Source organism: Acinetobacter sp. ACZLY 512 (assembly GCF_023614015.1).
GTDB classification, from domain to species: Bacteria; Pseudomonadota; Gammaproteobacteria; order Pseudomonadales; family Moraxellaceae; genus Acinetobacter; species Acinetobacter soli.
This window is the reverse complement of record NZ_JAKIVI010000020.1, coordinates 12,618-37,220: the sequence shown is the minus strand read 5'-3', so window position 1 is coordinate 37,220 and position 24,603 is coordinate 12,618. Positions and strand designations below refer to the sequence as shown.

Below are 24,603 nucleotides of genomic sequence, written 5' to 3'. Positions count from 1 at the left end.
CCAGCAGCTTGAAAGCAGCCTGAACAATGCCAAAGCCTTAAGTGAAGTGGCCAAGAATCAGCAGACTGACCCGCTTGAAGTATTAGACAACCTCAAACAGTTCTTGGAACAGATCGAACAACAAGACCAGAACAAGGCAGCGGCATTTAAACAAGCACTGATGATCTTAAGTGCGCCTAGCAGCATTGCCATGAGCAGTAATCAAGACATCCACCTGAGTGCAGACGGACAACTGAGCCAGCATGCAGGAGACAGCCTGAACTTCAGCACGCAAAAAAGTTTGATTGCACATGCCAGTGACAAGATTAGTTTATTTGCAGCCCAGCAAGGCGCCAGCCTGTATGCTGGAAAGGGTAAGATCGAGTTACAGGCACAGGGAGATGGGGCGGATTTAATTGCACGGAAGGATATTCAGATTATTTCGACGGAGGATGTAATTAATATATCTGCTCCAAAACGGATTTTGATTACTGCTGAAACCTCTCAGGTTGAAATTAATGAACAAGGCATCATTCTTAGAACAGGTGGTAAAGCAGAATTTAAAGCGGGGCAGCATGTGTTTGTGGGTGGACAGAAAGTTTCACTAGATTTACCTCAATTGAATAAATTAGAAATTGCTCAATCGCCATATTCTGCGCAATATCAGTTATTCAAAACTGATGGTAGAAACTTTCAAGGCTATAAGTATTTTATTGAAGATTCAAACGATAATTTAATAAAGCAAGGAGTTACAGATAATCAGGGTTTTACAGAGCAAGTAGTCACAGAGTACAGTGAGAAAATTATTGGTTATAAATCTGTAATGCGAGAAAGTGAGCGAATAACCGAAAATTGGGAGGCAAAGCTGGAGCAAGCAGTTAATAAAGTTACCAAGGGAGAAAAATAACGATGCTTCCTGTCATTATTGGAATAATTGAGTTAGCGGGATATGCCGCAACAGCTTATGAGTTATATCGTACAGCGACAAATGCTTATGGTGAGGTTAAAAACTATCAAGACAATATAAAAAAAGCAAAAGATGAAATTAAAAAAATCATGCAAAATCTTGATAAAGAAATTACTGATAAGATTGATCGACAGCGAGAGAAAGTGCTATTAACTACTTTGACTTCAGGGGATAAACAGACGAATACGACAAAGTCTGCATCTGGAAGACCACAGGTCAAAAGTAATTTAATTACTGCAGCGATAAAGCAAAAAATCCCTTTTAGGCCAATTATTAGTCAAATTTGCGAAAAAGCAGATCATTTGCCAATGATTCAGCTGAGAAAACAAAAGGGTAAAAAATTAAAAGATGTTATTCCTAAAAGCAAAGTTGATATTGTAGCGAAGCTATTGAAGATGACGGCTCAAGAGTTAGCAGGAGCAAATGTCGATGAATACATTATTATCAGACTGAAGCAGCTTGCGGTAAACTTTATGTTTGAATTTATGGATGAACTTTTAAAATGGCGTAGTCCTTTAAAAGCAGAAGTATGTTTTGGTTACGATATAAAAACTAAAAAATATTTAGCTCCCCAGTTAGCTAGTCAGACACGTATTAAAAGAGTTGGGTCTGAACTGAATCCATTTTGGCCAATGCCGTATAAAGATAAAGGGACAATTGGTGCAGATATCATAATTCCAGAATATCGTGGTGAACCATTAACGTTGACTAATATTTTTGCATTGGTTGAGATCAAGTTTCAGAATGATGTAATTAAAGATAGTCAGTTTCAATCATATAATGCATTGAAACTACAATGTGCTAAAGCCAAGTATGCTAGTAAAGTAACTTCTAATGAAGGATTTAAGCTATCATTGTTACGTTATCCTGAAGATGCCATAAGTTCAGAAGATAAAAAAATATCCCAAAGTAAAGTTAAAGGAGGTAAAATATTAAAATGAGTATATCAGAATTGTTTTTATCAAAAATTGAAATAAAAAGTTTTTTAAATGAGTTTGCTCGTAATAGAGATTATATGTATGGCTATGATGGAGAAGAGTTTGGTATTTGTCCATATATAACATTTTATATTTTTAATAGTGAAGAAGATGTGATTTTGATTGCAAATAGAATATTATCCATTTGTGAGGATTTAGAAAATAAAATTATTGATAAAGAATTAAATTTATATTATGAAAACAAAAATAGTCACTGGAGAAAAGTAGAGAAAAATGAAGTTGATATTAAAGGCTTAATTCATGATGCAAAAAAATCTTTAAAATTAGATTTATTTTATTTTTTAGGAGCTACCAGTGCTGAATCAAATTATCAAAGTGCTCGATGGGCATATTCGGCTATGTTATCGCAAGCCAGTGCCTATTCATATCTAAAAATTACATTTAGTAATAAATGGTATGAAAAAAATAAAGTTGAGTGGCAAAAATTTATTAAAATTTGCTTAAAAGAGCTTAATCCGATTCAAGCTTATAGTGGCTATGAAATTGGTAATAGTAGCCAGCTCTCATCAATATCCCCTGAATTTGAAACAGCCGAAAAAATATTCGCTGATTACTTTTATGGATTAGATATTGACCATCCAGCTTCAATGGCATTTCATTCTCATTATGATGAAGATGACTTTGAATATCTACCCGTTCTTGGAGCTGGCATACGAACACCGACGTGGTGTTTTTTACTTTCACCTTACTGGATAGATAAATTAGGGTTAAGCGAAGAGCAAATCCGTTTAAAGCTGAATGATCCTCGAATTGAGATTACTAAATTATCAGACCCAACAGACTCTGAAAAATTTAGTTTATGGATACGTCTTGGAGAGTTGTCACTTTATCCAGTCGAAGAAGGAATACCGGATTTATTGGTGATGGCGAATGAGCTGATCAAGCCAATCCGATGTAACGAATTAAAATTAACGACTTTAGATGCTTGGGAAGATGATCCAAACCCAAGATTTGATATAGAGAATTCTCCAAAATGGATTGCTCGCTTTGATGCAGATAGCGATTGGCCAGAAGGAAAACGAGTTAAAAAAACTCAAACAGGAGTATTAGATAACAATACAATAAAAGTTTTAGGTGGTGAAACTTGCCCACAAACAGGTGAGTGGTATAGTCCTGCAAACAATATGGAAAAACGTTATTTCGAACAGGGTGAGATAATGCCTCAAATTGAAAATAATAGTTGGGGAGAAACCATTTGGTATTTAGAAGTGACGAATAAGCAATGATTAAGTAATTTAAAGTTAAAATAAGGCCTTAGATTGCTTTAAGGTCATCTTAATAATGTTTAAAATATTACTAGGCAATAAGCTCAATGCAACATTGCCATTTTGTTTAGGATGAAAGAACGCTTTTAAAAATTATCAATTTTCACTGCTGAAGATAAGTATTTGCATAATTTGATAAGTTTTTTCGCTTTAATGTCTGACTGATATTTTGGCTCGCTAACATCAGCTTTTCTAGATTGATTCCTGTTTCGTATCCAATTTGAGACATTAAGTAATACAAATCCTCAGTTGCAACATTACCTGATGCACCTTTGGCATATGGACAACCACCCAGTCCAGCAAGCGAAGAATCAAAGACTCGAATACCTTGCTGTAAAGATTGATAGATATTGGCAATTGCCATGCCATAAGTATTATGAAAATGTCCAGCCAAAATGTTGCTGTCCAGTTCTGCTAAGCATGCCTGCCAAACTTTCTGCACTCGATCTGGTGTTGCAGTCCCAATGGTTTCACCCAATGAAATTTCATAACATCCCATCTCATATAAACGTTTGACGACATTTACGACCTGTTTGGGATCAATTGCACCTTCATAAGGACAATCCACCATACAAGATACGTAACCGCGTACGCGCACATGATTTGCTTGAGCGGCTTGGAAAATTTCAGAGAATCGCTCTAGACTTTCATCAATCGAGCAGTTGATATTCTTTCGAGTAAAGCTCTCAGAAGCTGCGGTAAAGACCGCAACCTCTTTACATCCTACTGCTAGGGCAGCATCGAAACCTTTAAGGTTTGGCGTCAGCAAGCTCAAGTTTAAATCATCGTGTTGTGGCAACAATTTAAATAACTCATCGCTCTGCGACATTTGTGGTACCCACTTAGCTGATACACATGAACCCACTTCAATAAACTTTAAACCTGCGTCAATTAAATCATTGATAAAGCTCAATCGTTGTTCAATGCTTAAAGCTTGTTTCTCGTTTTGCAAACCATCACGTGGGCCAACTTCTACTATTTTTACATAGTCATTCATGCAACTTCCCCCTCAGTAGCTTGGAAGTCCACAAGCTCATCACCAGCTTTGACTTGATCACCTACTTGGAAATAGGCATCTAAAATTACACCATCTTTAGGCGCGCGGATGGTGTATTCCATTTTCATCGCTTCAAGCGTTAAAAGCACATCATCTTTCTTCACGGTGTGATTTGCGCCTACAAGTAGTTGTGTTACTACGCCAGGCATTGGGGCTTTGAGATGTCCTTGTTCAGATTGACTATCAGTTTGATTATAATCCTGACGCAAGTAGCTGAATTTATAACTTTGTCCAGCGTTAAATAGAGTAATGCCTTGCAAACCTCGGTTAAAAGCGAGTTTTTGTTGAATTCCACCAATTTGAATATTTGCAGTATGATGATCAGTTAATTGACCTGCGATGTGATACTGCTGACCATTAAATTCTGCGTTAAATCCGTGTTCAGCAGCAGAAAGCTTAATTTGAATATTTTGGTTTATAAAGTTCAATTTAATACTGTGTTGATATGTGACATTACTACGCCATAAAGGTTGTGCCAACCACAGTTGCTTTTGAGTCGATTGGTTATTTTGCATTTTGCTGAGAAATTCAATGAATGCCGTCGCAACGACAAGCTCAGGTTTGATATTCGCTGGGCTAAACAAAAATTTTTCTTCACGCTGGATGAGGTTGGTGTCCAAATTTGCTTGTTTAAATGAATCACAACGCACAATCTTTTCCAAAAAGGCAATATTATTGTCTAAACCATCGACATGGAAATGACTAAGCGCATGTTGCATCTGAATTAAAGCAGCTTCACGGTTTTTACCCCATACAATCAATTTGGCAATCATTGGGTCGTAGAAAGTGGTAATTTCATCACCTTCAACAATGCCACTATCTACACGGACATATTGGTTTTGCGTTGGATAGCGAAGATAGTCAATTTTACCGATTGCAGGTAAAAAGCCTTTGTCTGGTTCTTCGGCATAAATACGTGCTTCGAGTGCATGCCCATGAATTTGTAGCTCATGTTGTAATTTGGGTAATGGCTCACCATAGGCAACTCGTAATTGCCATTCGACTAAGTCCTCTCCGGTAATCATTTCAGTCACAGGATGTTCGACTTGTAAGCGTGTGTTCATTTCCATGAAATATGCTGTGCCGTCTTGTTCAACGATAAACTCAACCGTACCAGCGCCAACATAATCCACAGCACGCGCAGCATCAATTGCAGCTTGACGTATTGCATCGAGCTTTTCACTTGGCATTTGTGGAGCAGGCGCTTCTTCTAGTACTTTTTGATGACGACGTTGAACAGAACAATCCCGTTCAAATAAATGCACATAGTTGCCATGTGTATCACCAAACACCTGTACTTCAATGTGACGTGGTTGAGTCACATAACGTTCAATCAGTACGTCATCATTACCAAAACTCGATTTGGCTTCACGTTTGCACAGCGCGAGATAGTAGAGAAAGTCTTCACTACGTTCTACCAGACTCATGCCTTTACCACCACCGCCAGCACTGGCTTTGATGAGTACAGGATAGCCAATTTCATCTGCTTGTTGTTTTAAAAACTCAGCATCTTGATTTGTTCCGTGATAACCTGGTGTTAGAGGTACACCTGCTTTTTCCATCAAGGCCTTTGAGGTTGCTTTCAAGCCCATTGCTAAAATGGCATCGACCGGAGGACCAATAAAGCAAATATTATGCTGCTGGCAGGCCAAAGCAAATTGATCGTTTTCCGAAAGAAAACCATAACCAGGATGAATCGCTTGGCTTCCTGTATCGATCGCCGCTTGAATAATGCGATCAGCTTGTAAATAACTTTGTGTTGCAGGAGATTGACCAATATAAACCGCTTCATCTGCAAGTTTAACGTGTTGTGCATGCGCATCTGCATCTGAGTAAACCGCAACCGTCGCAATACCTAATTTTTTTGCTGTTCGAATTACACGGCAAGCAATCTCACCACGGTTCGCAATTAAAATCTTTTCAAACATTTTTTGGTCATCCTTAATTGTTGTTATTAGAATTTGAAGTCCATGCTGGAGCTTGCTTACTTAAGAAAGCGGTTAAGCCTTCTTTTGCCTCACTGCCTTGACGCACTTGCGCAATGTGGTGAGCAGTTTGTCGAAGTAATTGATTATCCATACTTTGATTGCTGACCAGCTGAATCAGTTGCTTAGAAGCAGCTTGAGCATGTGGTCCGCCCAGCAATAAAGCATCAATAATCTCTTGAACTTTTTTATCTAAATCTTCCGCATCTGCAATTTCATGTGCCAAGCCAATTTGTTTTGCTGCATGCGCTGTAATACGTTCAGCAGTTAAAAAATAACGTGAAGCTTGTCGAGCGCCAATCGCACGAATCACATATGGGCTAATTGTAGAAGGGGCAAGACCCAGTCGAACTTCGGAGGTTGCGAACTTTGCATCGGTACTGGCGATGCAAATATCACATGCAGATGCCAAACCCATCCCACCACCAAAAGCAATGCCATGAACACGTGCAATCGTTGGTTGTTTTAAAGTTGCAAGTGCTTCAAGCATCTGTGCAAGTTTTAAAGCATCGGCTTCATTTTCTTCGGCACAAGCTTGACCCGCTTGTTTCATCCAGTTCAGATCTGCACCCGCTGAAAAGCTTTTACCACGACCCGCTAAAACCACAATCCGAATATCATCACGAATAGCAAGTTGCTTAAAACACGTATGCAATTCTTCAATCACCGTTGTATTAAAAGCATTGTGCAGTTCAGGGCGATTTAGCCACACATAGGCCACTAAACCATGCTGTTCCAGTTGTAGAAATTGATAGCTCATAAACACCTCTTACATGCGGAACACGCCAAATTTAGTCGGTTGAATCGGTGCATTTAAAGCTGCTGCAAGGCTTAATCCCAGTACTTGTCGAGTTTGAGCTGGATCAATTACGCCATCATCCCACAAACGGGCAGAAGCATAGTAAGGATGCCCTTGACGTTCATACTGATCACGAATCGGTTGTTTAAATTCATCTTCTTCTTGTGCTGACCATTCTGCGCCTTTTTGCTCGATCTGATCACGTTTCAAAGTCGAAAGTACGCTGGCTGCTTGCTCACCGCCCATGACGGATATACGTGAGTTTGGCCAAGTCCACAAGAAACGTGGAGAATAAGCACGTCCACACATACCATAGTTACCCGCACCAAACGAGCCACCAATGATGAGTGTGATTTTGGGCACATTTGCTGTTGCAACCGCCATCACCAGTTTGGCACCGTGCTTGGCAATTCCTTCATTTTCGTATTGGCGACCCACCATAAAGCCCGTGATATTTTGAATAAATAACAACGTAATATTGCGTTGGGTACATAACTCAATAAAGTGCGCACCCTTTTGAGCCGACTCTGAAAATAGAATGCCATTATTGGCAATAATTCCGACAGGCATTCCATAAAGTGATGCAAACCCTGTGATCAAGGTTGAACCAAAACGAGCTTTAAACTCATCAAAACGAGAACCATCGACAATACGTGCAATCACTTCGCGTACATCAAATGGCTTGCGCGCATCGCTAGGAACTACTCCATACAACTCTTTGGCATCGAACAATGGTTCATCAACTTGTTTGTTGAGTTCGTTTGGTTTTTTATTCAAATTGGCAACGATATTACGTGCAATCGCAATTGCATGTTCATCGTTTTCTGCCAAATGATCCGCAACACCTGAGAGACGCGTATGTACATCACCACCACCCAAATCTTCGCTACTTACAACTTCACCTGTTGCAGCCTTAACTAGAGGAGGACCACCCAAGAAAATAGTCCCTTGATTACGAACGATGATAGTTTCATCCGACATCGCAGGAACATAAGCTCCACCAGCGGTACAGCTACCCATCACAACCGCAATTTGAGCAATTCCTTGGCTCGACATACGTGCTTGATTGTAGAAGATACGCCCGAAGTGATCACGATCAGGAAATACCTGATCCTGCATTGGTAAGTACGCACCACCTGAATCTACAAGATAAATACAAGGTAGGTGATTTTGTTCAGCAATTTCTTGAGCACGTAAATGCTTTTTAACCGTAAGCGGGTAATACGTACCACCTTTAACCGTTGCATCATTGGCAACGATCATGCAAGTTACACCTTTAACCTGTCCAATACCCGCAATCACACCCGCAGCAGGAATATCATCTTCATAAACTTTATACGCAGCAAGTTGTCCGATTTCTAAAAAAGCTGTACCAACATCAATCAGTTGATCTATACGTTCACGTGGAAGCAATTTTCCACGTGCTAAATGCTTTTGACGTGCATTTTCTCCGCCACCTAATGCAATATTTTGGGCAACTTGTGTTAAATCATTAACCAAAGTCTGCATAGTTTGCTGGTTTGTTTTAAATTCTTCACTTCGCACATTCACTTTGCTTTGTAATTGATTCATATGATGCATCCTGATTTATCGTTATTATTTGGTTTCATTAAACAATTCACGTCCGATCAACATACGACGAATTTCAGATGTGCCTGCACCAATTTCATAAAGTTTTGCATCACGCCATAAACGACCTGTAGGGAATTCATTGATATAGCCATTGCCACCTAAAGTTTGGATTGCTTCACCTGCCATCCATGTCGCTTTTTCGGCTGCATATAAAATGGCACTTGCGGCATCTTTACGTAAGCTACGGTCATGATCTGCTTTGTCGCAGGCTGTACCAACTGCATATACAAGCGCTTTGCAAGCCAGCCAAGTTGAATACATATCAGCAAGTTTTCCTTGCATCAGCTGGAACTCACCTAAAGCTTGTCCAAATTGTTCACGTTGATGTAAATAAGGAATCACAACATCCATGCAGGCGTCCATAATGCCAAGAGGGCCTGCGCTTAAAACTGCGCGCTCATAGTCCAAGCCACTCATCAGGACTTTAGCGCCATTACCGACACCACCCAACACGTTCTCAACCGGGACTTCTACATTATCAAAAAATAATGGATAGGTATTTGAGCCGCGCATACCAAGTTTGTCTAGATGATGACCATGACTGAAACCGTTCATGTCTTTTTCAACTAAAAAAGCAGTCATGCCTTTAGCGCCTGCATGTGAGTCAGTTTTTGCGTATACCACTAAAACATCAGCATCACCGCCATTGGTTATCCACATTTTGGAACCATTTAAAACGAAATGATCACCTTTATGTTCAGCACGTAATTTCATACTGACCACATCTGAACCCGCATTCGGTTCAGACATCGCCAAGGCACCGACATATTCACCAGAAATTAATTTCGGAAGATATTTCTGCTTTTGCTGCTCACTGCCGTTGCGATTGATTTGATTGATACACAGATTTGAGTGTGCGCCGTATGAAAGTCCAATTGCAGCTGAAGCACGAGAAATTTCCTGCATAACAATAATATGAGCAAGATAACCGAGGTTTGTACCGCCGTATTCTTCAGAAACCGTTAGGCCTAATAAGCCCATATCACCGAACTTTTTCCATAAATGGCTCGGAAATTTATTGTCTTGATCTACTTGCTGAGCAATTGGTGCTATTTCTTTTGCACAAAATGCGGCAACTGAATCTTGAAGGGCAATCAATGTTTCATCCAGACCAAAATTCAAGCTACGTAGGTTCATTGTGTTCATCCTATTGATTATATTTGTTGTTCCATAAGCATTCTTGTTTGTGCTTAAGATGTACCATACAATGAATTTTTAAAAAAGTGAATACAGATTCATAAAATGATTTACAATTCATTTTATTTGTTAGAGAATAAATCTTATGAACTATAAACGATCATCTTTAATGCAAGAACGGATGGAACAAAATCGTAAGTCGATTTTGAATTCAGCCAGAAAGTTAATTTCAGAAAGGGGGGTTAAAGACGCACAGATACAAACAATTGCTGAGCAAGCAGGTGTTTCGAGTGGGTTGGTTTATCGCTATTTTGATAATAAAAGTCAGGTGCTGATCGAAGTTTTGTCAGGAGCGATCAATACCGAATTATTGGTGATTGATGCGATTACAGAAAGTGATCTAACGGCGGAGCAGAAGCTACATAAAGCGGTAACCACCTTTGTAAAAAGGGCACTAAACAGCCCTCAGCTTGCATATTCACTCATCTTCGAGCCTGTTGATTCATTGGTAGAGCATGAGCGTTTTCGTGTTAAGCAGTTGATTAAACAAAGTATTATTAAAATACTCGCAGATGGAAATGCGAGTGGAGAGTTTGCGTTGGAGGATTTAAACACCACAGCACTTTGTGTGGTTGGCGCGATGACTTATGTCGCCGTAGAACCTCTAGACCCAGCTCAAAATACAAAGTTCGATCAGCAACATAAAGACTATTTTTCAAAACAGATTGCTGATTTTTGTGTGAATGCCGTGAGGAAAAAATAAGACATAAACAGTAGTAAAAATCAAAACAAGGCAGTTTGAAAAGTAGTTGCAGTAATAACAAGAGATGAAATCGGAACAGAATTAGAAAGAATCAAGGAGAATGATTCAATGCAACAACAACGGTTAAGCTATGCCTCTGGACCAAGTGCACAGCCCTTATTGGGAATGACGATTGGAGAAAAATTTGATCAAGCTTGTCAGCAATATGCCGATCAAGAAGCGATTGTAAGTGCACATCAGAACAGACGGTTGAGCTATAAAGAGCTACAGGATGAAGTGAATGCTTTTGCCTGTAGCTTGCTCCAGCTCGGTTTAAGGAAAGGCGATCGACTTGGTATCTGGTCACCAAACTGTGTGGAATGGACGATCACTCAGTTTGCAGCTTTTAAAGCAGGAATTATCCTAGTGAACTTAAATCCTGCCTACAAAAGCCATGAGTTAGAGTATGTATTGAATAAAGTTTCCTGCAAAGGATTGGTCATCGCTTCACAATTCAAAACGACTGATTATCAAGAATTTTTGACGCGAATTGCACCAGAAATTGTTGTCTGTACTGACAAAATGATTCATTCAGAGCGTCTGCCTTTCTTAAAATTTGTGATCAAAATAGATGAAAAACAGCATACAGGTATTCATCGTTTTAATGATCTAGTTGTTGCACCAAGTCAACAACAACTCGATCAATTACAATTAGTGACGCAGCAATTGCAATTTGATGAAACCATTAATATTCAATTTACATCAGGTACAACGGGTAATCCGAAAGGCACAATGCTTACTCATCATAACATTTTGAATAATGGTTATTTTGTAGGAGAGGGTATTGGTTTAACGCCACAAGATAAAGTGTGTATCTCAGTACCTTTATTTCACTGTTTCGGTATGGTTATGGGAAATCTGGCCTGTATCACACATGGTTCTACTATGGTGTATCCATCAGCTGTTTTTAATCCATTAGAAACACTAAAGACCATTCACAACGAGCGTTGTACGGCAGCATACGGCGTACCCACCATGTTTATCGCCACTTTAGAGCATGAACAATTTAATGAATTTGACTTATCTAGCTTGCGCACAGGAATTATGGCGGGAAGCCCATGCCCACGTGAAATTATGCAGCGGGTGATTGATCGTATGCATATGTCAGAAATCACGATTTGCTATGGCATGACCGAGACTTCACCCGTAAGCGTACAAAGCTCCGTGAATGACACGATTGATAAACGTGTCAGTACGGTTGGACAAGTTCATCCTCATGTCGAAATCAAAATCGTAGATCCTGAAGGACAACTCGTACCACAAGGAACTTTAGGCGAATTATGCGTTAGAGGTTACTCGGTAATGGCTGGCTATTGGGGCGAAGAAGAAAAAACCCGTGAAGTCATTGATGCCGCAGGTTGGATGCATACAGGTGACATTGCGGACATGGACGCTGAAGGGTTTGTCAAAATCAAAGGCCGTATTAAAGATGTGGTCATTCGTGGTGGAGAAAATCTATTTCCTAAAGAAATTGAGGACTTCTTATATACCCACCCTGCAATCTGTGATGTGCAAGTGATTGGCCTGCCTGATACGCGTTATGGTGAAGAACTATGCGCTTGTATTATTTTGCATGAACATCATCAGATTAATGAAGAAAGTATTCGTAGTTTCTGTAAGGAACACATTTCACATAATAAAGTGCCACGCTACGTAAAATTCTTAAATGAATTTCCTATGACCGCATCAGGCAAAGCGCAGAAGTTCAAGTTACAGGAAATCATGCGCGCTGAACTAAATTTAACTGGAAGCGTATTCGACTAAATGAGTTTTACATCATATAGAAAAACAGCATTTTAAAGTTATAAGGCAAAGGATCTTCGTCAATGGCAAAAGATTTTAATAGTCCAAAGATCGTTGAAGCATATGATCAACATATCCGTAAATTAATTCCCGGATATGAAATCATTCATCAACAAGTGGATGCCATTTTGCAGTCTGTACTTCAACCAACCGCACACATACTTATTGTTGGATGTGGAACAGGTTATGAGTTGGAATATTTACTCAATAAACATCCTGATTGGACATTCACGGCACTTGATCCTTCTTTAGCCATGCTTGAAATGGCAGAAACACGTGTTAAACACATGGGAAAGTCAGCTCAGGTACAGTTTGTACATGGCGATCATTCTACTTTAACTGAAGCTGCTGTTTTTGATGCTGCACTTTCTATTTTAGTCGCGCACTTTATTGCTGATGAACAAAAAAATGAATTTTATAGCAGTATCCATCGTTGCTTAAAAAAGAGTGGACTGTTATTGACCTATGATTTAATGCCTTGCAGCAACCCTCAGCATTTACAAGCTTTATGTTATTTATGTATGACTCAAGGCCTAACTGAATTGCAATGCCAGAAAATGTTAGATCGCATGGAAAATGACTTTTTCACTATTTCATTCAGTGAATATCAGCAACGGCTCCAAGACATTGGTTTTGAAGACGTACATTCATACAGTCAAATCTTAATGTATCAGGGTTTGCTTGCCAAAAAGGCAGAAATTGCCGAGTCTGCTTAAGCACCATAACCCAAGAGACGCATTCACAATGAAAAAATGATGAGAAGAACAATTTAGATTTTATTTTTACCAAACGTTCAATTCAAAGTAACTTTCATAGTGATTGTGAGGTTCTTTTTGTCTGAATAAATTGCTATAGAAAATAATCAAAGGAGACTAAATAAATAAAAATCAAATGATTAGGTTTTAAAACAAGAAATGCGTTGCAGTCATCGAGTACTGCAAAGGATACAACGCAAACACAAAATGAACTTAAAAGCTAAAGTTCATGAAATAAGGAAATTGATTTTAATGAAAAGATTCATCTTCACAATTCGGCAAAGTGTTTTAGCGCTGTCTGTACTTACTGCCATGTCTGGAAGTTATGCAGGCTCAGAAAGCGCAGAAATAGAAAAACTTCGCCAAGAAGTAAAAGAGTTGCGCGCAATGCAGCAAAATTCAGAAATAGATAAACTTCGTCAAGAAGTAAAAGAATTGCGTGCAATGCAGCAAAATTATGTTCAGCAAACTCCGCCTGTTCAGCACGTTACTCAGGTCATGGTTGCACCTAAAACTGAACCCCTTCAATCCGCAACGCCGAAATTATCACTCACCAAATCTGGTGCAGAGGTGAATTTATATGGATATTTGCGTGCAGACGCATCGTATCAAGCCAAAGGCGCATCAACGATGTACAACAATATCAGCGGCGTACCACTAGAAGGAACTGCTGAAGAAGCGCAACAAAAAGATCGCTTGCATAGCACTGCAAATGTTTCTCGGATCGGTCTTAATTTTAAAACACCGACTGCTATGGGTGATGTCGGTGGAAAATTAGAAATGGACTTCTTTGGTAGTGCATCACGCGATCAATTCCGTATCCGCCATGCCTACTTAACTTTTGATAAATGGTTATTAGGTCAGACATGGTCAACGTTTATCGCACCTGAATATTACCCGGAAACGGTCGATGCGGCGACCTATGTAGGCGGAGCATTACAGCGCTCACCATTGGTTCGTTATAGTGACAATATTACGGCAAATACCAGCTTTGCTTTAGCAGTAGAAGATCCTAAATATACAACAAGCTCTGACCCTGATAATGAAATGCGTTTACCTGCCTTTGTTGGACGTATAAATCATAAGTTTGCCAATGGTTCTATGCTATCTGGACGTAGCTTTGTCGCTGAAAAGAAAACCAGTCAAGATGAACAATGGGCTTGGGGTGTCGGGATTGGTGGAAAGTATCAGTTAACACCAAAAACTTTCCTCAAAGCAGACTATAACCATATTAAAGGTGACGGACGTTTCCTATTATGGAGCAATAGCAGCTATGTAATTGATGATCAAAAACATATTCAAAGCAATGAGTTTGATTCAATTTCAGCAGGGATTACCCATCAATTTAATACTCAATTTCGTTCAACATTGGGTTATGGCTACATGAAAGCCAAGGACAACAATGCTTTTGCACGAATCAATCAAGACAACACAGCTCAAAATAAAGAACTATGGCAAAGCTGGATCAATGGCATGTACAAACCTTACAACCCAGTTACTTTGGGGATGGAATATGTCTACGGTGAACGTGAAACCTTTGATGGTCGCACAGGGACGGATAATCGCATCAATATAATGGCGATTTATGATTTTTAATACCAATAAAGCCTTGAATAACAGTGTTTTTCTTTAAGTTGCATTATGTCGTTTTAAATATTAATTAGGAATTTTTCTCATTGAGGAGATGCAGGATGATAACATCTACAGTTAATGTAAATGCAGTAATTGATCAAGCAAAATTTACACCTTTTCACTGGAGTATTTTACTTTGGTGCTTAATGATTATTATTTTTGATGGTTACGATCTCGTCATTTATGGCGTAGTTTTACCCTTACTCATGCAGGAATGGTCTCTTACTTCTGTACAAGCAGGCATGCTCGCCAGTACGGCGTTATGCGGGATGATGTTTGGGGCAATGTCGTTTGGTGCTTTGGCAGATAAAATCGGACGCAAAAATGTTATTTTAATTTGTGTGACGTTCTTTAGTGGGTTTACTTTTTTAGGTGCATTTGCATCTAATCCTTATGAATTTGGTATTTTACGGTTTTTAGCAGGTTTAGGAATAGGCGGGGTGATGCCAAATCTCGTCGCACTCACATCAGAGTACGCACCCAAACGTATTCGCAGTACTTTAGTTGGCACAATGTTTAGTGGTTATGCCATCGGTGGCATTTTATCAGCACTGATCGGGAGTTATTTAGTTGAAAGTCAGGGTTGGCAAATCATGTTCTTGATTGCCGGTGTTCCTTTGATTTTATTACCTGTGATTTGGAAATTCTTGCCTGAATCTTTAACCTTTTTGGTTAAAACTGGCAAAACGGATCAAGCACATAGGATCATTCAAAAAATTTCACCTGAACAAAGCATCGGTATCAATACACGTTTAGTGCTGAATGAAGATCATGTTCCAGCAGGTAGTTCTGTAAAAGGCTTATTTCAACAAGGACGTGCATTCAATACGCTTATGTTTTGGATGTTGTTCTTTATGTGCTTATTAATGGTGTACGCACTAAGCAGTTGGTTGCCAAAACTTATGCTTGCAGCAGGATATTCACTCGGCAAGAGTATCTTATTCTTGTTTGCCCTAAATGTGGGTGCCATGATGGGTTCAATTGGTGGCGGCATTCTCTCAGACAAATTCCATCTAAAACCTGTAATTATGGGAATGCTGATGGCAGGTGTAGTGGCACTGATCGGCTTAGGATTTAACTCTCCAGCTTATGTTTTATATGGTTTAGTCACTGTGGCTGGTGCAGCGACGATTGGAACTTCAATCCTTCTTTATAGCTATGTTGCTCAATACTATCCATTAAGTGTTCGCTCAACTGGAATTGGCTGTGCTTCGGGTGTAGGTCGAATTGGTGCGATTGTCGGTCCGATTTTGACGGGTTTGTTATTAACCTTGAACTTACCGCATACCATGAATTTTGTGATGATTTCTATCCCTGCAATGTTGGCAATCTGCGCGATATTAACTTTAAAACGTCATAAATTTGATGATGAGCAACAAGTACAAGAAGTAAAAACAAGTTTGAACGAATCAAGTAGTGCCTAATCTACCATTACTTGATTGCTCCCCAAAACACGAAAAGCACATTAGATACGCTGATGTGCTTTTTTTTTATTTCAGACAGAATCTGAAATCAAATAGATTGCCCGCTTTGATGCAGATAGTAACTGCCAGAAGAAAAACGACTTAAAACACTTAAACTGGATTATGAGCTGACAATACACCAGAGGTTTTAAGTGGTGAAACCTACCCATAAACAGGTGAGTGGTAATTGTGCTGCAAAGATGGAAAAAGCATAGCCAAAATTATTTCGATTCAATACTATATAGCGCACATTTTCCTGTATCTCCCGCTATGCAATTTAGACATGATATCCAGATTTTAAGGGGCATCGCTGTGAGCCTCGTGGTGCTGTTTCATCTTGAGTTTTCTCAATTGGCCAGTGGTTTTCTTGGTGTCGATATCTTTTTTGTGATTAGCGGTTTCTTAATGGCCGTGTTGTATAAAACCGGCAATGTACACGACTTTTTTGAGCGCCGTGCGAAGCGCTTACTACCAAGCTATTTTGCTGTGGTGATCGGTACGCTGTTGGCATCTATGCTGCTGTTGCTTCCATCAGAAATGATACAAGTCGAAAAGCAGGCTTTTTTTAGTCTCTTTTTTGCCAATAATTTAAGCTTTTGGACCCTCAATACCTATTTCGACAAAAGTAATTTTAAACCCTTACTGCATCTTTGGTCGCTGGGTGTCGAAATACAGTTTTATTTATTTGTGCCATTATTGGTTTGGTTTTTCAATAAAAATCGGGCTTTGCTTCTCTTAACCACGCTGATCTCATTGGGCTTATGTATATACGAAGTCGGCATATCACCTAAAACCTCATTCTTTATGATGCCACTTCGGCTTTGGGAGTTCTTAATTGGTTTTATGGTTGCCAAGTACTTCACAGAGCAAGGTAACTTAAAATTCAATCAATCCTGGATCGGATTAATTGGTTTATGTTTGCTAGTTGCAATTCCCTTTATGCATGTCAACGGTAACAGTTTTAACCGTATTGAAGCACATCCTAGTTTGTTTGCTTTACTCGTTTGTCTCGCAACCGCTGTTATTTTAGTGTTTGGCTTACCTAAGTTTTTAATAAATTCACCCATAGCTAAACTTTTTGTCCATCTTGGCAAATATTCTTATTCTATTTATTTGGTGCATTTTCCTGTGATTGTTTTGTACTTGTACAAGCCTTTTTCAGGGACCATCATGCACCCTGAAAATATTCAGGAGCAAGTCACGCTCTTGATATTGATCATGCTTTTGTCTGTGCTGCTTTATAAATTGATCGAAACGCGGAAATATCATCACATCTTCAAAGTTTATATCATTGGATGTATTATAGTACTCGGGTTGATCGGTTGCTCGAAAGTCATTTACCAAACTCAGTATACACAAGTCGAAAAAAACATATTTTCTGGTCTAACAGATCGCTCTGTGTATCGATGCGGTCTTTTCTTCCCGATTATTCACCCCAACACACTCACTTGCCGTATTAATACCGACGAACAAAAGCAATCTGTGGTGTTGTTAGGTAATAGCCATTCAGATTCAATCAAGAACGTCTTTGCCGATATTGCGGTACAGCATGGATTCAATACCTATTTATTCGCGGTCAATGACCCGATGACACGAGAGATTTTGCCACCAGAGGCTATTATTCAAGAAACCTTAAGACGCCATGCAAAATGGATTTTTATTCACTATAAGGTCGATACCTTAAACCCAAACAAACTAGATCGTCTTGCTGAACTAGCAGCAAAGCATCAGATTCGTTTGAGCCTGATTATGCCTGTTCCGGTATATGAACATGGCAATTACTATTATAAATCAATCCCGGCCACACTTTACTATGGGCGCAGTTCTCATATCACTGAACAAGATTATCTTAAACGTAATCAGGCGCTGATACAGCAGGCGAAGCAACTCGAAGCTCGATATCCTAATTTTCAAACCTTACCAGTCGTTCAGACGTTTTGCACACCTGTATGTCAGATCAGCACAGCAGACAAACGTCCGTATTATTTTGATGATGACCATCTCACGCTTACAGGAAGCCAGTTGATGGTTCCTGTAATTCGTCAAGTATTTGAATCTTCAAGGTAATAGTCGAGATAGAAGTACAAGTTAAGATGGGTACTAGATGACTAGATAGTTACTGGCATATGCCATAGATCACAACAGGATTTTTAACGCAATATATTCTATAGTAGGATCAACGATACTACAGATATTGCTGCTATGAAATGGGAAGAAATCGGTAAACAGCCGTGTTCAATAGCCAGAACACTGTCCGTGATTGGAGATCGATGGACGCTGTTAATCTTGCGCAATGCCTTTTTGGGAATTCGTCGTTTTGAAGATTTTCAAAAAAGCTTGGGTGTCACTCGCCATTTACTTACGGAACGTTTGATAAATCTAGTAAATGCAGAGATTTTGGTTAAAGTACCGTACACCGCGTCGAATAAACGTTTTGAATATAAACTTACCGAGAAAGGGCTCGATTTATACCCAATCTTGATGAGCATGGCACAATGGGGAAATACTTGGATGGATCAAGGTCACGGCGCACCTATAGATTATATTCATAAAGAATGTGGTCATGTGTTTAAACCCGTTTTGGTTTGTTCGCATTGTAAAATTCCACTTCGTGCGAAGCACGTCCAACCTGTGCCTGGAAAAGGATTTGTGCCTGTAATCAGTCAAACTGGCACATGATCAACTTAACCAACGCTTTAAACCTTATTTTGGATGATGTCTTTCATGCATCAATTGATCTGATGCTTTGGATTGCATAGCCAGATCGCATATACTATGCAGCCTGTTTACATTATGTTTTGCTACACGCGATTTCATGTCATCACTTGCTTCTTATTTTCAGCAACGCCAGTTTTGTGTTTTGGTCGAATACCTAACGTCATTGACACCATATCATCCGCTTCAAACTGAAATTGCCGGTTATCCTACCGTAATGGCACTTGCAGATCGTGTTCATTCGGACCATGATCTTGCACCCTTAGACGCGAGTCGTACATATGATTCTGCTGTGGAAAAATTGCTGCATTTTTCCGGTAAAGATCGTGATATACAAGATTTCGAAGCTTTTCTTGCACAAGCAAAAGCTGCCAATATTCAAAATCTGCTGTTATTAAGTGGAGATAAGCTCAAATCGCACAGCGACGGCACCGATGGTCGACCCCGTACACGCTACTTAGAGTCTGTAAATGCCGTGGCTGCCGCTCAACATATTGGTGGTTTTCATATCGGTGTTGCGCTTAATCCATTTAAATATGTTGAGGCAGAGCGCGATGCGCAGTATTTAAAACTCCATAAAAAACTCAAAGCGGGTGCAGATTTCATCATTACCCAACTCGGCTACGACATTAAAGCACTTCAACAGGCCAAAGCATTTTTAACCAGCCATGATTACGCTCAAAAGATTGTGGCCTGTGTGATGCCTTTGACATTGGCGCGAGCCAATTACATGATCAAGCATAAAGTGGCGGGTATTGTAATTACACCGCATATGCTGAATGTACTTAAATATGAAAAACAAACAGGACAGACAGCCCATGTGTATGCACGCTGTGCATTACAGATATTAATTTGTGAGCAACTGGGTTTTGCAGGTGTTCATTTGTCTGCCTGCCATAAGCCAGATGAACAAGCACGCCTAGCTGAATATATTGAAGAGTATCGTCATTTGGATCTGGCTGCGCTAGAGCAGCATTATAAACGCTTATGGCATATTCAAACGGGGCTTGAGTTACAGCCTGAGCGCTTACCAAGTGCACGAAAGCCGAGTCGCCTTGAGATGATGAAGTATCGTCATTTGCAATTTATGCACGATGCCTTGTTTATGTCTAAGCCGGCTAAAAACGCTGGACGTTTTATTTTTAAGGCAGCCTTTTGGAATACGCATCTAATGACCAAGATGTTACTGAAAACTGAATCATTCAGTAAACATCGATTGGTTGGCTGTGAAAGCTGTGGTCAATGTCGTCTGGCCGATACACTGTATATTTGCCCTGAAACTTGCCCTAAAGGACTGGCCAACGGCCCATGCGGGGGCACCAGTCTGGATCGCTGTGAATTTGGCGATCGGGAGTGCATACATTCAGTCAAGGCGCGCTTAGCCAAGGCAGTAGAACAAACGCAAATTTTAAAAGATAAGCTGATTCCGACTGTTCCCATTGCAACACGTGGCAGTAGCTCTTGGAAAAACTGGTACTTGGCCGTAGAGGCTTAACCATAAGGCTGAATCTAAAAATGTGTAGAATACCATATGATATTGTATAAATAGTATTGTGCAAAAAATTGCTCAAAAATGCTTAAAAGTTTTAATTATGCGCAAATATATTCACATTAAATTGTTATTATGATATTTTTGAGAAAATAATTGCTCATTTATAAAAATGAAAATACTCACATTACAGGCCTTGCTAAATACTCAGTGGTTAGATATTGCGACGCTTACATTGCTTCAGCCACAGCTTGGTGTAGCGGGAGCCTGTGAGCTGGAATATGAACTCGACTATGCACTTCAGCATTTAGAGCAGCGCGATGAACATGCCTGTAGTCTCTCACTTCCTGTACAGTTGTTAATTAAACATGAATCTAAAAGCTGGTTTGGATTTCTAGACGATATTGTTCCATCAGGTGCAGCGCGCCGTTACTGGGTTAATTATCTCGATTTGCAACGTTTGCCTCAAGCCGAGCAAGATAGCATCTTGCTTGAAAAAGGGGGAATTGCACCTGTTGGGAATTTACGCATTAAAGATGCGCTTGAGCCTCTCAATCCAGATTCAACCTTACATCTTAGATACTTTACTGTAGCCGATGTGGCCGACCGCAATATCGACTTTTTAGAATATGCGCAGCAGATGGGTGCCATTAGTGGTGGAGCTACCGGTGCAGGTGGTGAAGCGCCCAAGCTTTTAATTCGCCTATCGCCTGAACAACAGGTCTGGATTGATACCTATCAACAAAACTTTGAGCAGCCAGATCAATACTATCTGGTTAAATTCCCGAGGAATAATCGTAGTGAAATTGATTGTAATATCTTAAGGGCAGAATATTATTACTATCGCGAATTACACGATTTGGGCTTCGATACCATTGACGTTAATCGCATGAAATTGATCGAAGGTCGTCAGTATCCGTCCTTATGGTTACCACGCTTTGACACCGAATGGCAAAATGAGTGCTGGCAACGGTATGGTCTTGAGTCGGTTTATTCAATACTTAATAAATCAGCTGGTAGCCATCTCAATCACTTTGAAGTCATTGAGCAGTTGTGTTCGATCTTAACTTCGATTGATCCAAATTTTGATCGCTCCGCTTTTGTGTGTGAGTGGTTACAGCGTGATTTACTCAATATTATTTTTGGTAATTCCGACAACCACGGACGAAATACCTCATTTTTAAAGAAATTTGGCAGCATCACATTGGCACCTATTTATGATTTTGCGCCGATGAAAGCCGATCCAGAACAAGTTGTTCGCTCGACAACGTGGGGAAGCCCATACGAAGAAGGCGGAGAATATCGCTGGGCACTGATTACGCAAAAACTGGCGCCATGGTGCCCACCTGAACTTGCCTTTGAAACATTGCAGCGTTTGGCACACAAGCTCGTACACCTTAAACAACGCTTGATCGATAAGGGCGTACCGCAGCAAATCGTGGATATGCCTGTTCTGTCATTTGACTATATTGAAGCGAAACTAAAACGTTGGGAGCTGCTATGAAGCCGAATACTTCAGCACAAGATCGTCAGCAGATCCTGATCGACCTATATACCCAGTATCTGTTGGGTAAAATTACCTTGGGGCAACTGTTAATGCATTTAAGAAAAAATGTATTGGGCGTCACCCAAGAACAATATGCCAAACTGGTGGGTATCAGCCGACGCACGCTCACCGATATCGAGCAGGATAAAGGTAAACTCACGCAGTCGGTGTTAGATAAGGTTTTTAAGCCTTTAGGATTAAAAGCAGGTTTGGTGCCAACCCATGATCATGTGGTGAAAAAGATTGTTTCATCAGCAAATGAGTAAAAGACGATACTGATCTGGATACTCCATAGGAGCACGGTGAACACAAGGCAAAGCCTGTTGCGTTGGATGATCTACTGCCAAGCGCCAAAGATGACCTAAACCCAGATGAATTGGTTGAGCATTTGGCAGTTCGGCATAGTGCAAGTCAAAAAAATATTCTTCTAAAAATTGCTCAAACTCCGACGCTGGGCCATCATGAAGCTGCTTCAGTTTTTCACGTATTTCCGGAATGCTGACTTTCTGCTGTACTTGATGATTAGATATAATATCGCTGGCCGGACCATAGTACGTGCATAAGATGGTATCGGTTTCGATAGGTGAACGATCGACATGATATGAATATACATCGGTCGCAATAAAATCTAGCTCTTCGTCACGTTCGTAACATTTAAGCAAGTTCAAAGTAGGCGATGCACCCGCATCGGTTAATTGTTGTAAGTCATTTAAAATAAGCGTTCTTGCCAATTTTCCCTGAGCAGACAAATCCAATGCCCAAAGATCTTTAGGTGTCACTTCGGTGATATTGTCTTTCAGTTCAAGATGTTCAACAATTTCCTGAAAGTTACCTACCAATGCTCTGTGCCAGCAAACTGCATTCATTTCGCCGTGGAATCGAGTTTTCATTAGGTCTGCAAAATTGCTAACGACTTTAATTTGATCTATACCAGAAAATTCTGTGTTGATTTGAGGGTTTGGCAAGTGTTGGGCCATCTTGGATCACGTACATTTAAACTGGGATATAGTTTAAAGCATAAGTGGTAATCACGCTAAAGCTTTAACTTGTGGTCTCTATGGGTAAGCGAATGATAAATATTTTTTCTATTGTGTATCGTTAACTGAAAAGCACTAGGCAAAAGCCGATCCTTTCAGTTAAAACAATACAACTTCAATTGTTAAAATAAGGACTTTTCAATGTCTGCCTATGTTGTATTTACCCGTGAAAGCACCTCAGACGCTGAGCAAATGGCACAGTATGCAGAAAAGGCACCACTTGCACGTGAAGGTCGTGACCTTACGCCGCTTGCGTTTTATGGCAAATTCGAAGTACTTGAAGGTAGTGATATTGAAGGTGCTGTGATTTTACGTTTTCCAGATATGGCAGCAGCACGTGAATGGTATAACAGTCAAGAGTATCAAGATGCGTTACAACATCGTCTTAAAGGGGCGAATTACCGCGTGTTTATTATTGAAGGTCTCAAAGAGCCAGTCTAATCCACTCTAATGAACAAGAAGCGCCCAATTAAGGCGCTTTTTTATGAATAGGGTGCGTCTGATTATCCGCCCATTAAAAGTTCTTGTTGTACATCGGCCTGCTTACGTAAAAAATCCCATACCAGCTTAATTCTGGGTTCGTGCTGTAAATCGACTAGCGTAAGCATCCAAAACGTATGAGAAAAACTTAACTGATCGCCCAGCACCTCCACCAATTCAGTTTTATCACGAACCAGAAACCTTGGCAAAATGGCCAGTCCAGCACCAGCACGCACTGCAATTTCCTGTGCCAAAATACTGTTACTGCGAAAACAAGCGCTCACTTGCAGAGGTAAACGTTCTAACGAATACAACGCCGTGCTATACACCAGATCATCGATATAATCGACAAAACGATGCTGTCGTAAATCATCTAGCTTTTCAATAGGTGGATGTTGCTCTAAATAGTGCCGACTACCATAGAGCTTTAAACAGTAATTGGTGAGCCGGGTAATAATATATGGCCCAGATTTAGGGCGATCGATAGAAATGACAATATCCGCTTCACGATGTGAAAGTTTAATTGTTTTTGGTACTGGTATGAGATCGATGGTCAGTAACGGATAATGTTTTGAAAACTCGGCCAATAAACCCGCCAGAAATGCCGTACCGAAACCTTCGGGTGCTCCAATACGCACCCGGCCCTGTAGCGGGTCATGGCGTTTTTCTATCTGAGTGAAAGATTGTTCCATCTGCTCCACACGAGGTACCAACGCTAAACCTTCAGAGGTAAGCTCATAACCAGTGGCTTCACGTTTAAACAGCTGTGTTCCTAAAGTGCTTTCTAGCGCCTGAATACGCCGTGCCACTGTACTGTGTTCAACCCCGATTAGACGAGCCGCATTGGTCAGTGTTTTCGCGCGTGCCAAAACCAAAAAAAAGCGTAAATGATCCCAATCTACTTTCATTTTTTATTTAACATCCTGTTAAATCCCTGTGCATATTTGCACAATCATCGTGCATCAATTTCTATTGGTGGTCAAAGTGTTCTTTGTTAGTCTGCTGAAACAGCGTAAAAAAATGCGTTAAAGAAGCCAGTAAAGGCGATTACAACGACAATAA

At 40.1% G+C, this 24,603-nt stretch carries 21 protein-coding genes; 14 read left to right on the top strand and 7 right to left on the bottom strand.

Annotated features, from left to right (window positions below; all coding sequences use genetic code 11):
• The 3 genes from L2096_RS15705 to L2096_RS15695 all read left to right on the top strand — a co-directional run.
• A partial coding sequence (locus tag L2096_RS15705; RefSeq protein WP_250365824.1) for a DUF2345 domain-containing protein occupies positions 1-886 on the top strand: 886 nt, incomplete at its 5' end.
• Positions 887-888: 2 nt separating this feature from the next.
• Positions 889-1,887, top strand: a complete 999-nt coding sequence (locus tag L2096_RS15700) for a hypothetical protein (protein ID WP_076032477.1) — start codon at positions 889-891, stop codon at positions 1,885-1,887.
• Positions 1,884-3,170: a type VI immunity family protein gene (locus L2096_RS15695; protein ID WP_250365823.1), complete on the top strand. Its 1,287-nt coding sequence runs from the start codon at positions 1,884-1,886 to the stop codon at positions 3,168-3,170. Before L2096_RS15700 ends, L2096_RS15695 begins: the two co-directional genes overlap by 4 nt.
• A 142-nt stretch (positions 3,171-3,312) precedes the next feature.
• Here the strand turns inward: L2096_RS15695 and L2096_RS15690 are convergent, their stop codons facing one another.
• Genes L2096_RS15690 through L2096_RS15670 form a run of 5 tightly spaced genes read right to left on the bottom strand, consistent with a single transcriptional unit; the run spans position 3,313 to position 9,819 of the window.
• Positions 3,313-4,206, bottom strand: a complete 894-nt coding sequence (locus L2096_RS15690; protein WP_250365822.1) for a hydroxymethylglutaryl-CoA lyase — start codon at positions 4,204-4,206, stop codon at positions 3,313-3,315.
• Positions 4,203-6,194 (bottom strand): acetyl/propionyl/methylcrotonyl-CoA carboxylase subunit alpha, encoded by a 1,992-nt coding sequence (locus tag L2096_RS15685; protein WP_250365821.1) that lies wholly within the window; start codon positions 6,192-6,194, stop codon positions 4,203-4,205. The genes L2096_RS15690 and L2096_RS15685 overlap by 4 nt, the downstream gene beginning before the upstream one ends.
• 13 nt (positions 6,195-6,207) lie before the next feature.
• The gene (locus L2096_RS15680; protein WP_250365820.1) at positions 6,208-7,011 is read right to left on the bottom strand and encodes an enoyl-CoA hydratase/isomerase family protein; all 804 of its coding nucleotides are present in this window, start codon (positions 7,009-7,011) and stop codon (positions 6,208-6,210) included.
• Between the two features lie 9 nt (positions 7,012-7,020).
• Positions 7,021-8,622, bottom strand: a complete 1,602-nt coding sequence (locus L2096_RS15675) for a carboxyl transferase domain-containing protein (RefSeq protein ID WP_151808680.1) — start codon at positions 8,620-8,622, stop codon at positions 7,021-7,023.
• A gap of 24 nt (positions 8,623-8,646) precedes the next feature.
• The gene (locus L2096_RS15670; RefSeq protein WP_004947336.1) at positions 8,647-9,819 is read right to left on the bottom strand and encodes an isovaleryl-CoA dehydrogenase; all 1,173 of its coding nucleotides are present in this window, start codon (positions 9,817-9,819) and stop codon (positions 8,647-8,649) included.
• A gap of 145 nt (positions 9,820-9,964) precedes the next feature.
• Here L2096_RS15670 and L2096_RS15665 point away from each other — a divergent pair, with 145 nt between their 5' ends.
• The 10 genes from L2096_RS15665 (at position 9,965) to L2096_RS15620 (ending at position 22,290) form a co-directional block, all read left to right on the top strand.
• Complete coding sequence (locus tag L2096_RS15665; protein WP_250365819.1) at positions 9,965-10,582, top strand: TetR/AcrR family transcriptional regulator; 618 nt, start codon at positions 9,965-9,967, stop codon at positions 10,580-10,582.
• 108 nt (positions 10,583-10,690) lie between these two features.
• Entirely contained in the window at positions 10,691-12,385 is a 1,695-nt protein-coding gene (locus L2096_RS15660) for an AMP-binding protein (RefSeq protein ID WP_250365818.1), read from the top strand.
• A gap of 62 nt (positions 12,386-12,447) precedes the next feature.
• Positions 12,448-13,140 carry a class I SAM-dependent methyltransferase gene (locus L2096_RS15655; RefSeq protein WP_250365817.1) on the top strand — a complete coding sequence of 231 codons (693 nt, stop codon included), beginning with the start codon at positions 12,448-12,450 and terminating at the stop codon, positions 13,138-13,140.
• 291 nt (positions 13,141-13,431) lie between these two features.
• Positions 13,432-14,775, top strand: coding sequence for a DcaP family trimeric outer membrane transporter (locus L2096_RS15650; protein ID WP_250365816.1), 1,344 nt, complete (start codon positions 13,432-13,434; stop codon positions 14,773-14,775).
• A gap of 95 nt (positions 14,776-14,870) precedes the next feature.
• Positions 14,871-16,235, top strand: coding sequence for an MFS transporter (locus L2096_RS15645; protein ID WP_250365815.1), 1,365 nt, complete (start codon positions 14,871-14,873; stop codon positions 16,233-16,235).
• Positions 16,236-16,544: 309 nt separating this feature from the next.
• Entirely contained in the window at positions 16,545-18,341 is a 1,797-nt protein-coding gene (locus L2096_RS15640) for an acyltransferase family protein (protein ID WP_284444947.1), read from the top strand.
• A gap of 135 nt (positions 18,342-18,476) precedes the next feature.
• Positions 18,477-18,953 carry a winged helix-turn-helix transcriptional regulator gene (locus L2096_RS15635; RefSeq protein WP_250365813.1) on the top strand — a complete coding sequence of 159 codons (477 nt, stop codon included), beginning with the start codon at positions 18,477-18,479 and terminating at the stop codon, positions 18,951-18,953.
• Positions 18,954-19,089: 136 nt separating this feature from the next.
• Positions 19,090-20,484: a methylenetetrahydrofolate reductase C-terminal domain-containing protein gene (locus tag L2096_RS15630; RefSeq protein ID WP_250365812.1), complete on the top strand. Its 1,395-nt coding sequence runs from the start codon at positions 19,090-19,092 to the stop codon at positions 20,482-20,484.
• A gap of 166 nt (positions 20,485-20,650) precedes the next feature.
• Positions 20,651-21,982: a type II toxin-antitoxin system HipA family toxin gene (locus tag L2096_RS15625; RefSeq protein ID WP_250365811.1), complete on the top strand. Its 1,332-nt coding sequence runs from the start codon at positions 20,651-20,653 to the stop codon at positions 21,980-21,982.
• Positions 21,979-22,290, top strand: coding sequence for a helix-turn-helix domain-containing protein (locus L2096_RS15620; protein ID WP_250365810.1), 312 nt, complete (start codon positions 21,979-21,981; stop codon positions 22,288-22,290). Before L2096_RS15625 ends, L2096_RS15620 begins: the two co-directional genes overlap by 4 nt.
• Here L2096_RS15620 and L2096_RS15615 read toward each other — a convergent pair.
• Positions 22,276-23,001, bottom strand: coding sequence for a DUF1826 domain-containing protein (locus L2096_RS15615; protein ID WP_250365809.1), 726 nt, complete (start codon positions 22,999-23,001; stop codon positions 22,276-22,278). The two genes, L2096_RS15620 and L2096_RS15615, sit on opposite strands and share 15 nt — an antisense overlap.
• A gap of 201 nt (positions 23,002-23,202) precedes the next feature.
• On the opposite strand from L2096_RS15615, the gene L2096_RS15610 reads away from it, so the two are divergent.
• Entirely contained in the window at positions 23,203-23,502 is a 300-nt protein-coding gene (locus L2096_RS15610) for a DUF1330 domain-containing protein (protein WP_055415310.1), read from the top strand.
• A gap of 62 nt (positions 23,503-23,564) precedes the next feature.
• Here the strand turns inward: L2096_RS15610 and L2096_RS15605 are convergent, their stop codons facing one another.
• On the bottom strand, positions 23,565-24,449 hold the full coding sequence (locus L2096_RS15605; RefSeq protein WP_250365808.1) for a LysR family transcriptional regulator: 885 nt from the start codon (positions 24,447-24,449) through the stop codon (positions 23,565-23,567).
• Between the last annotated feature and the right edge of the window lie 154 nt (positions 24,450-24,603).

Bases quoted from the DNA above. Each gene is read 5' to 3' on its own strand.
- L2096_RS15665 (WP_250365819.1), top strand. From the start codon at position 9,965: ATGAACTATAAACGATCATCTTTAATGCAAGAACGGATGGAACAAAAT.
- L2096_RS15685 (WP_250365821.1), bottom strand. From the start codon at position 6,194: ATGTTTGAAAAGATTTTAATTGCGAACCGTGGTGAGATTGCTTGCCGT.
- L2096_RS15630 (WP_250365812.1), top strand. From the start codon at position 19,090: ATGTCATCACTTGCTTCTTATTTTCAGCAACGCCAGTTTTGTGTTTTG.
- L2096_RS15680 (WP_250365820.1), bottom strand. From the start codon at position 7,011: ATGAGCTATCAATTTCTACAACTGGAACAGCATGGTTTAGTGGCCTAT.
- L2096_RS15690 (WP_250365822.1), bottom strand. From the start codon at position 4,206: ATGAATGACTATGTAAAAATAGTAGAAGTTGGCCCACGTGATGGTTTG.
- L2096_RS15675 (WP_151808680.1), bottom strand. From the start codon at position 8,622: ATGAATCAATTACAAAGCAAAGTGAATGTGCGAAGTGAAGAATTTAAA.
- L2096_RS15695 (WP_250365823.1), top strand. From the start codon at position 1,884: ATGAGTATATCAGAATTGTTTTTATCAAAAATTGAAATAAAAAGTTTT.
- L2096_RS15610 (WP_055415310.1), top strand. From the start codon at position 23,203: ATGTCTGCCTATGTTGTATTTACCCGTGAAAGCACCTCAGACGCTGAG.
- L2096_RS15670 (WP_004947336.1), bottom strand. From the start codon at position 9,819: ATGAACCTACGTAGCTTGAATTTTGGTCTGGATGAAACATTGATTGCC.
- L2096_RS15620 (WP_250365810.1), top strand. From the start codon at position 21,979: ATGAAGCCGAATACTTCAGCACAAGATCGTCAGCAGATCCTGATCGAC.
- L2096_RS15605 (WP_250365808.1), bottom strand. From the start codon at position 24,449: ATGAAAGTAGATTGGGATCATTTACGCTTTTTTTTGGTTTTGGCACGC.
- L2096_RS15640 (WP_284444947.1), top strand. From the start codon at position 16,545: ATGCAATTTAGACATGATATCCAGATTTTAAGGGGCATCGCTGTGAGC.
- L2096_RS15655 (WP_250365817.1), top strand. From the start codon at position 12,448: ATGGCAAAAGATTTTAATAGTCCAAAGATCGTTGAAGCATATGATCAA.
- L2096_RS15700 (WP_076032477.1), top strand. From the start codon at position 889: ATGCTTCCTGTCATTATTGGAATAATTGAGTTAGCGGGATATGCCGCA.
- L2096_RS15635 (WP_250365813.1), top strand. From the start codon at position 18,477: ATGAAATGGGAAGAAATCGGTAAACAGCCGTGTTCAATAGCCAGAACA.
- L2096_RS15660 (WP_250365818.1), top strand. From the start codon at position 10,691: ATGCAACAACAACGGTTAAGCTATGCCTCTGGACCAAGTGCACAGCCC.
- L2096_RS15645 (WP_250365815.1), top strand. From the start codon at position 14,871: ATGATAACATCTACAGTTAATGTAAATGCAGTAATTGATCAAGCAAAA.
- L2096_RS15650 (WP_250365816.1), top strand. From the start codon at position 13,432: ATGAAAAGATTCATCTTCACAATTCGGCAAAGTGTTTTAGCGCTGTCT.
- L2096_RS15625 (WP_250365811.1), top strand. From the start codon at position 20,651: ATGAAAATACTCACATTACAGGCCTTGCTAAATACTCAGTGGTTAGAT.
- L2096_RS15615 (WP_250365809.1), bottom strand. From the start codon at position 23,001: ATGGCCCAACACTTGCCAAACCCTCAAATCAACACAGAATTTTCTGGT.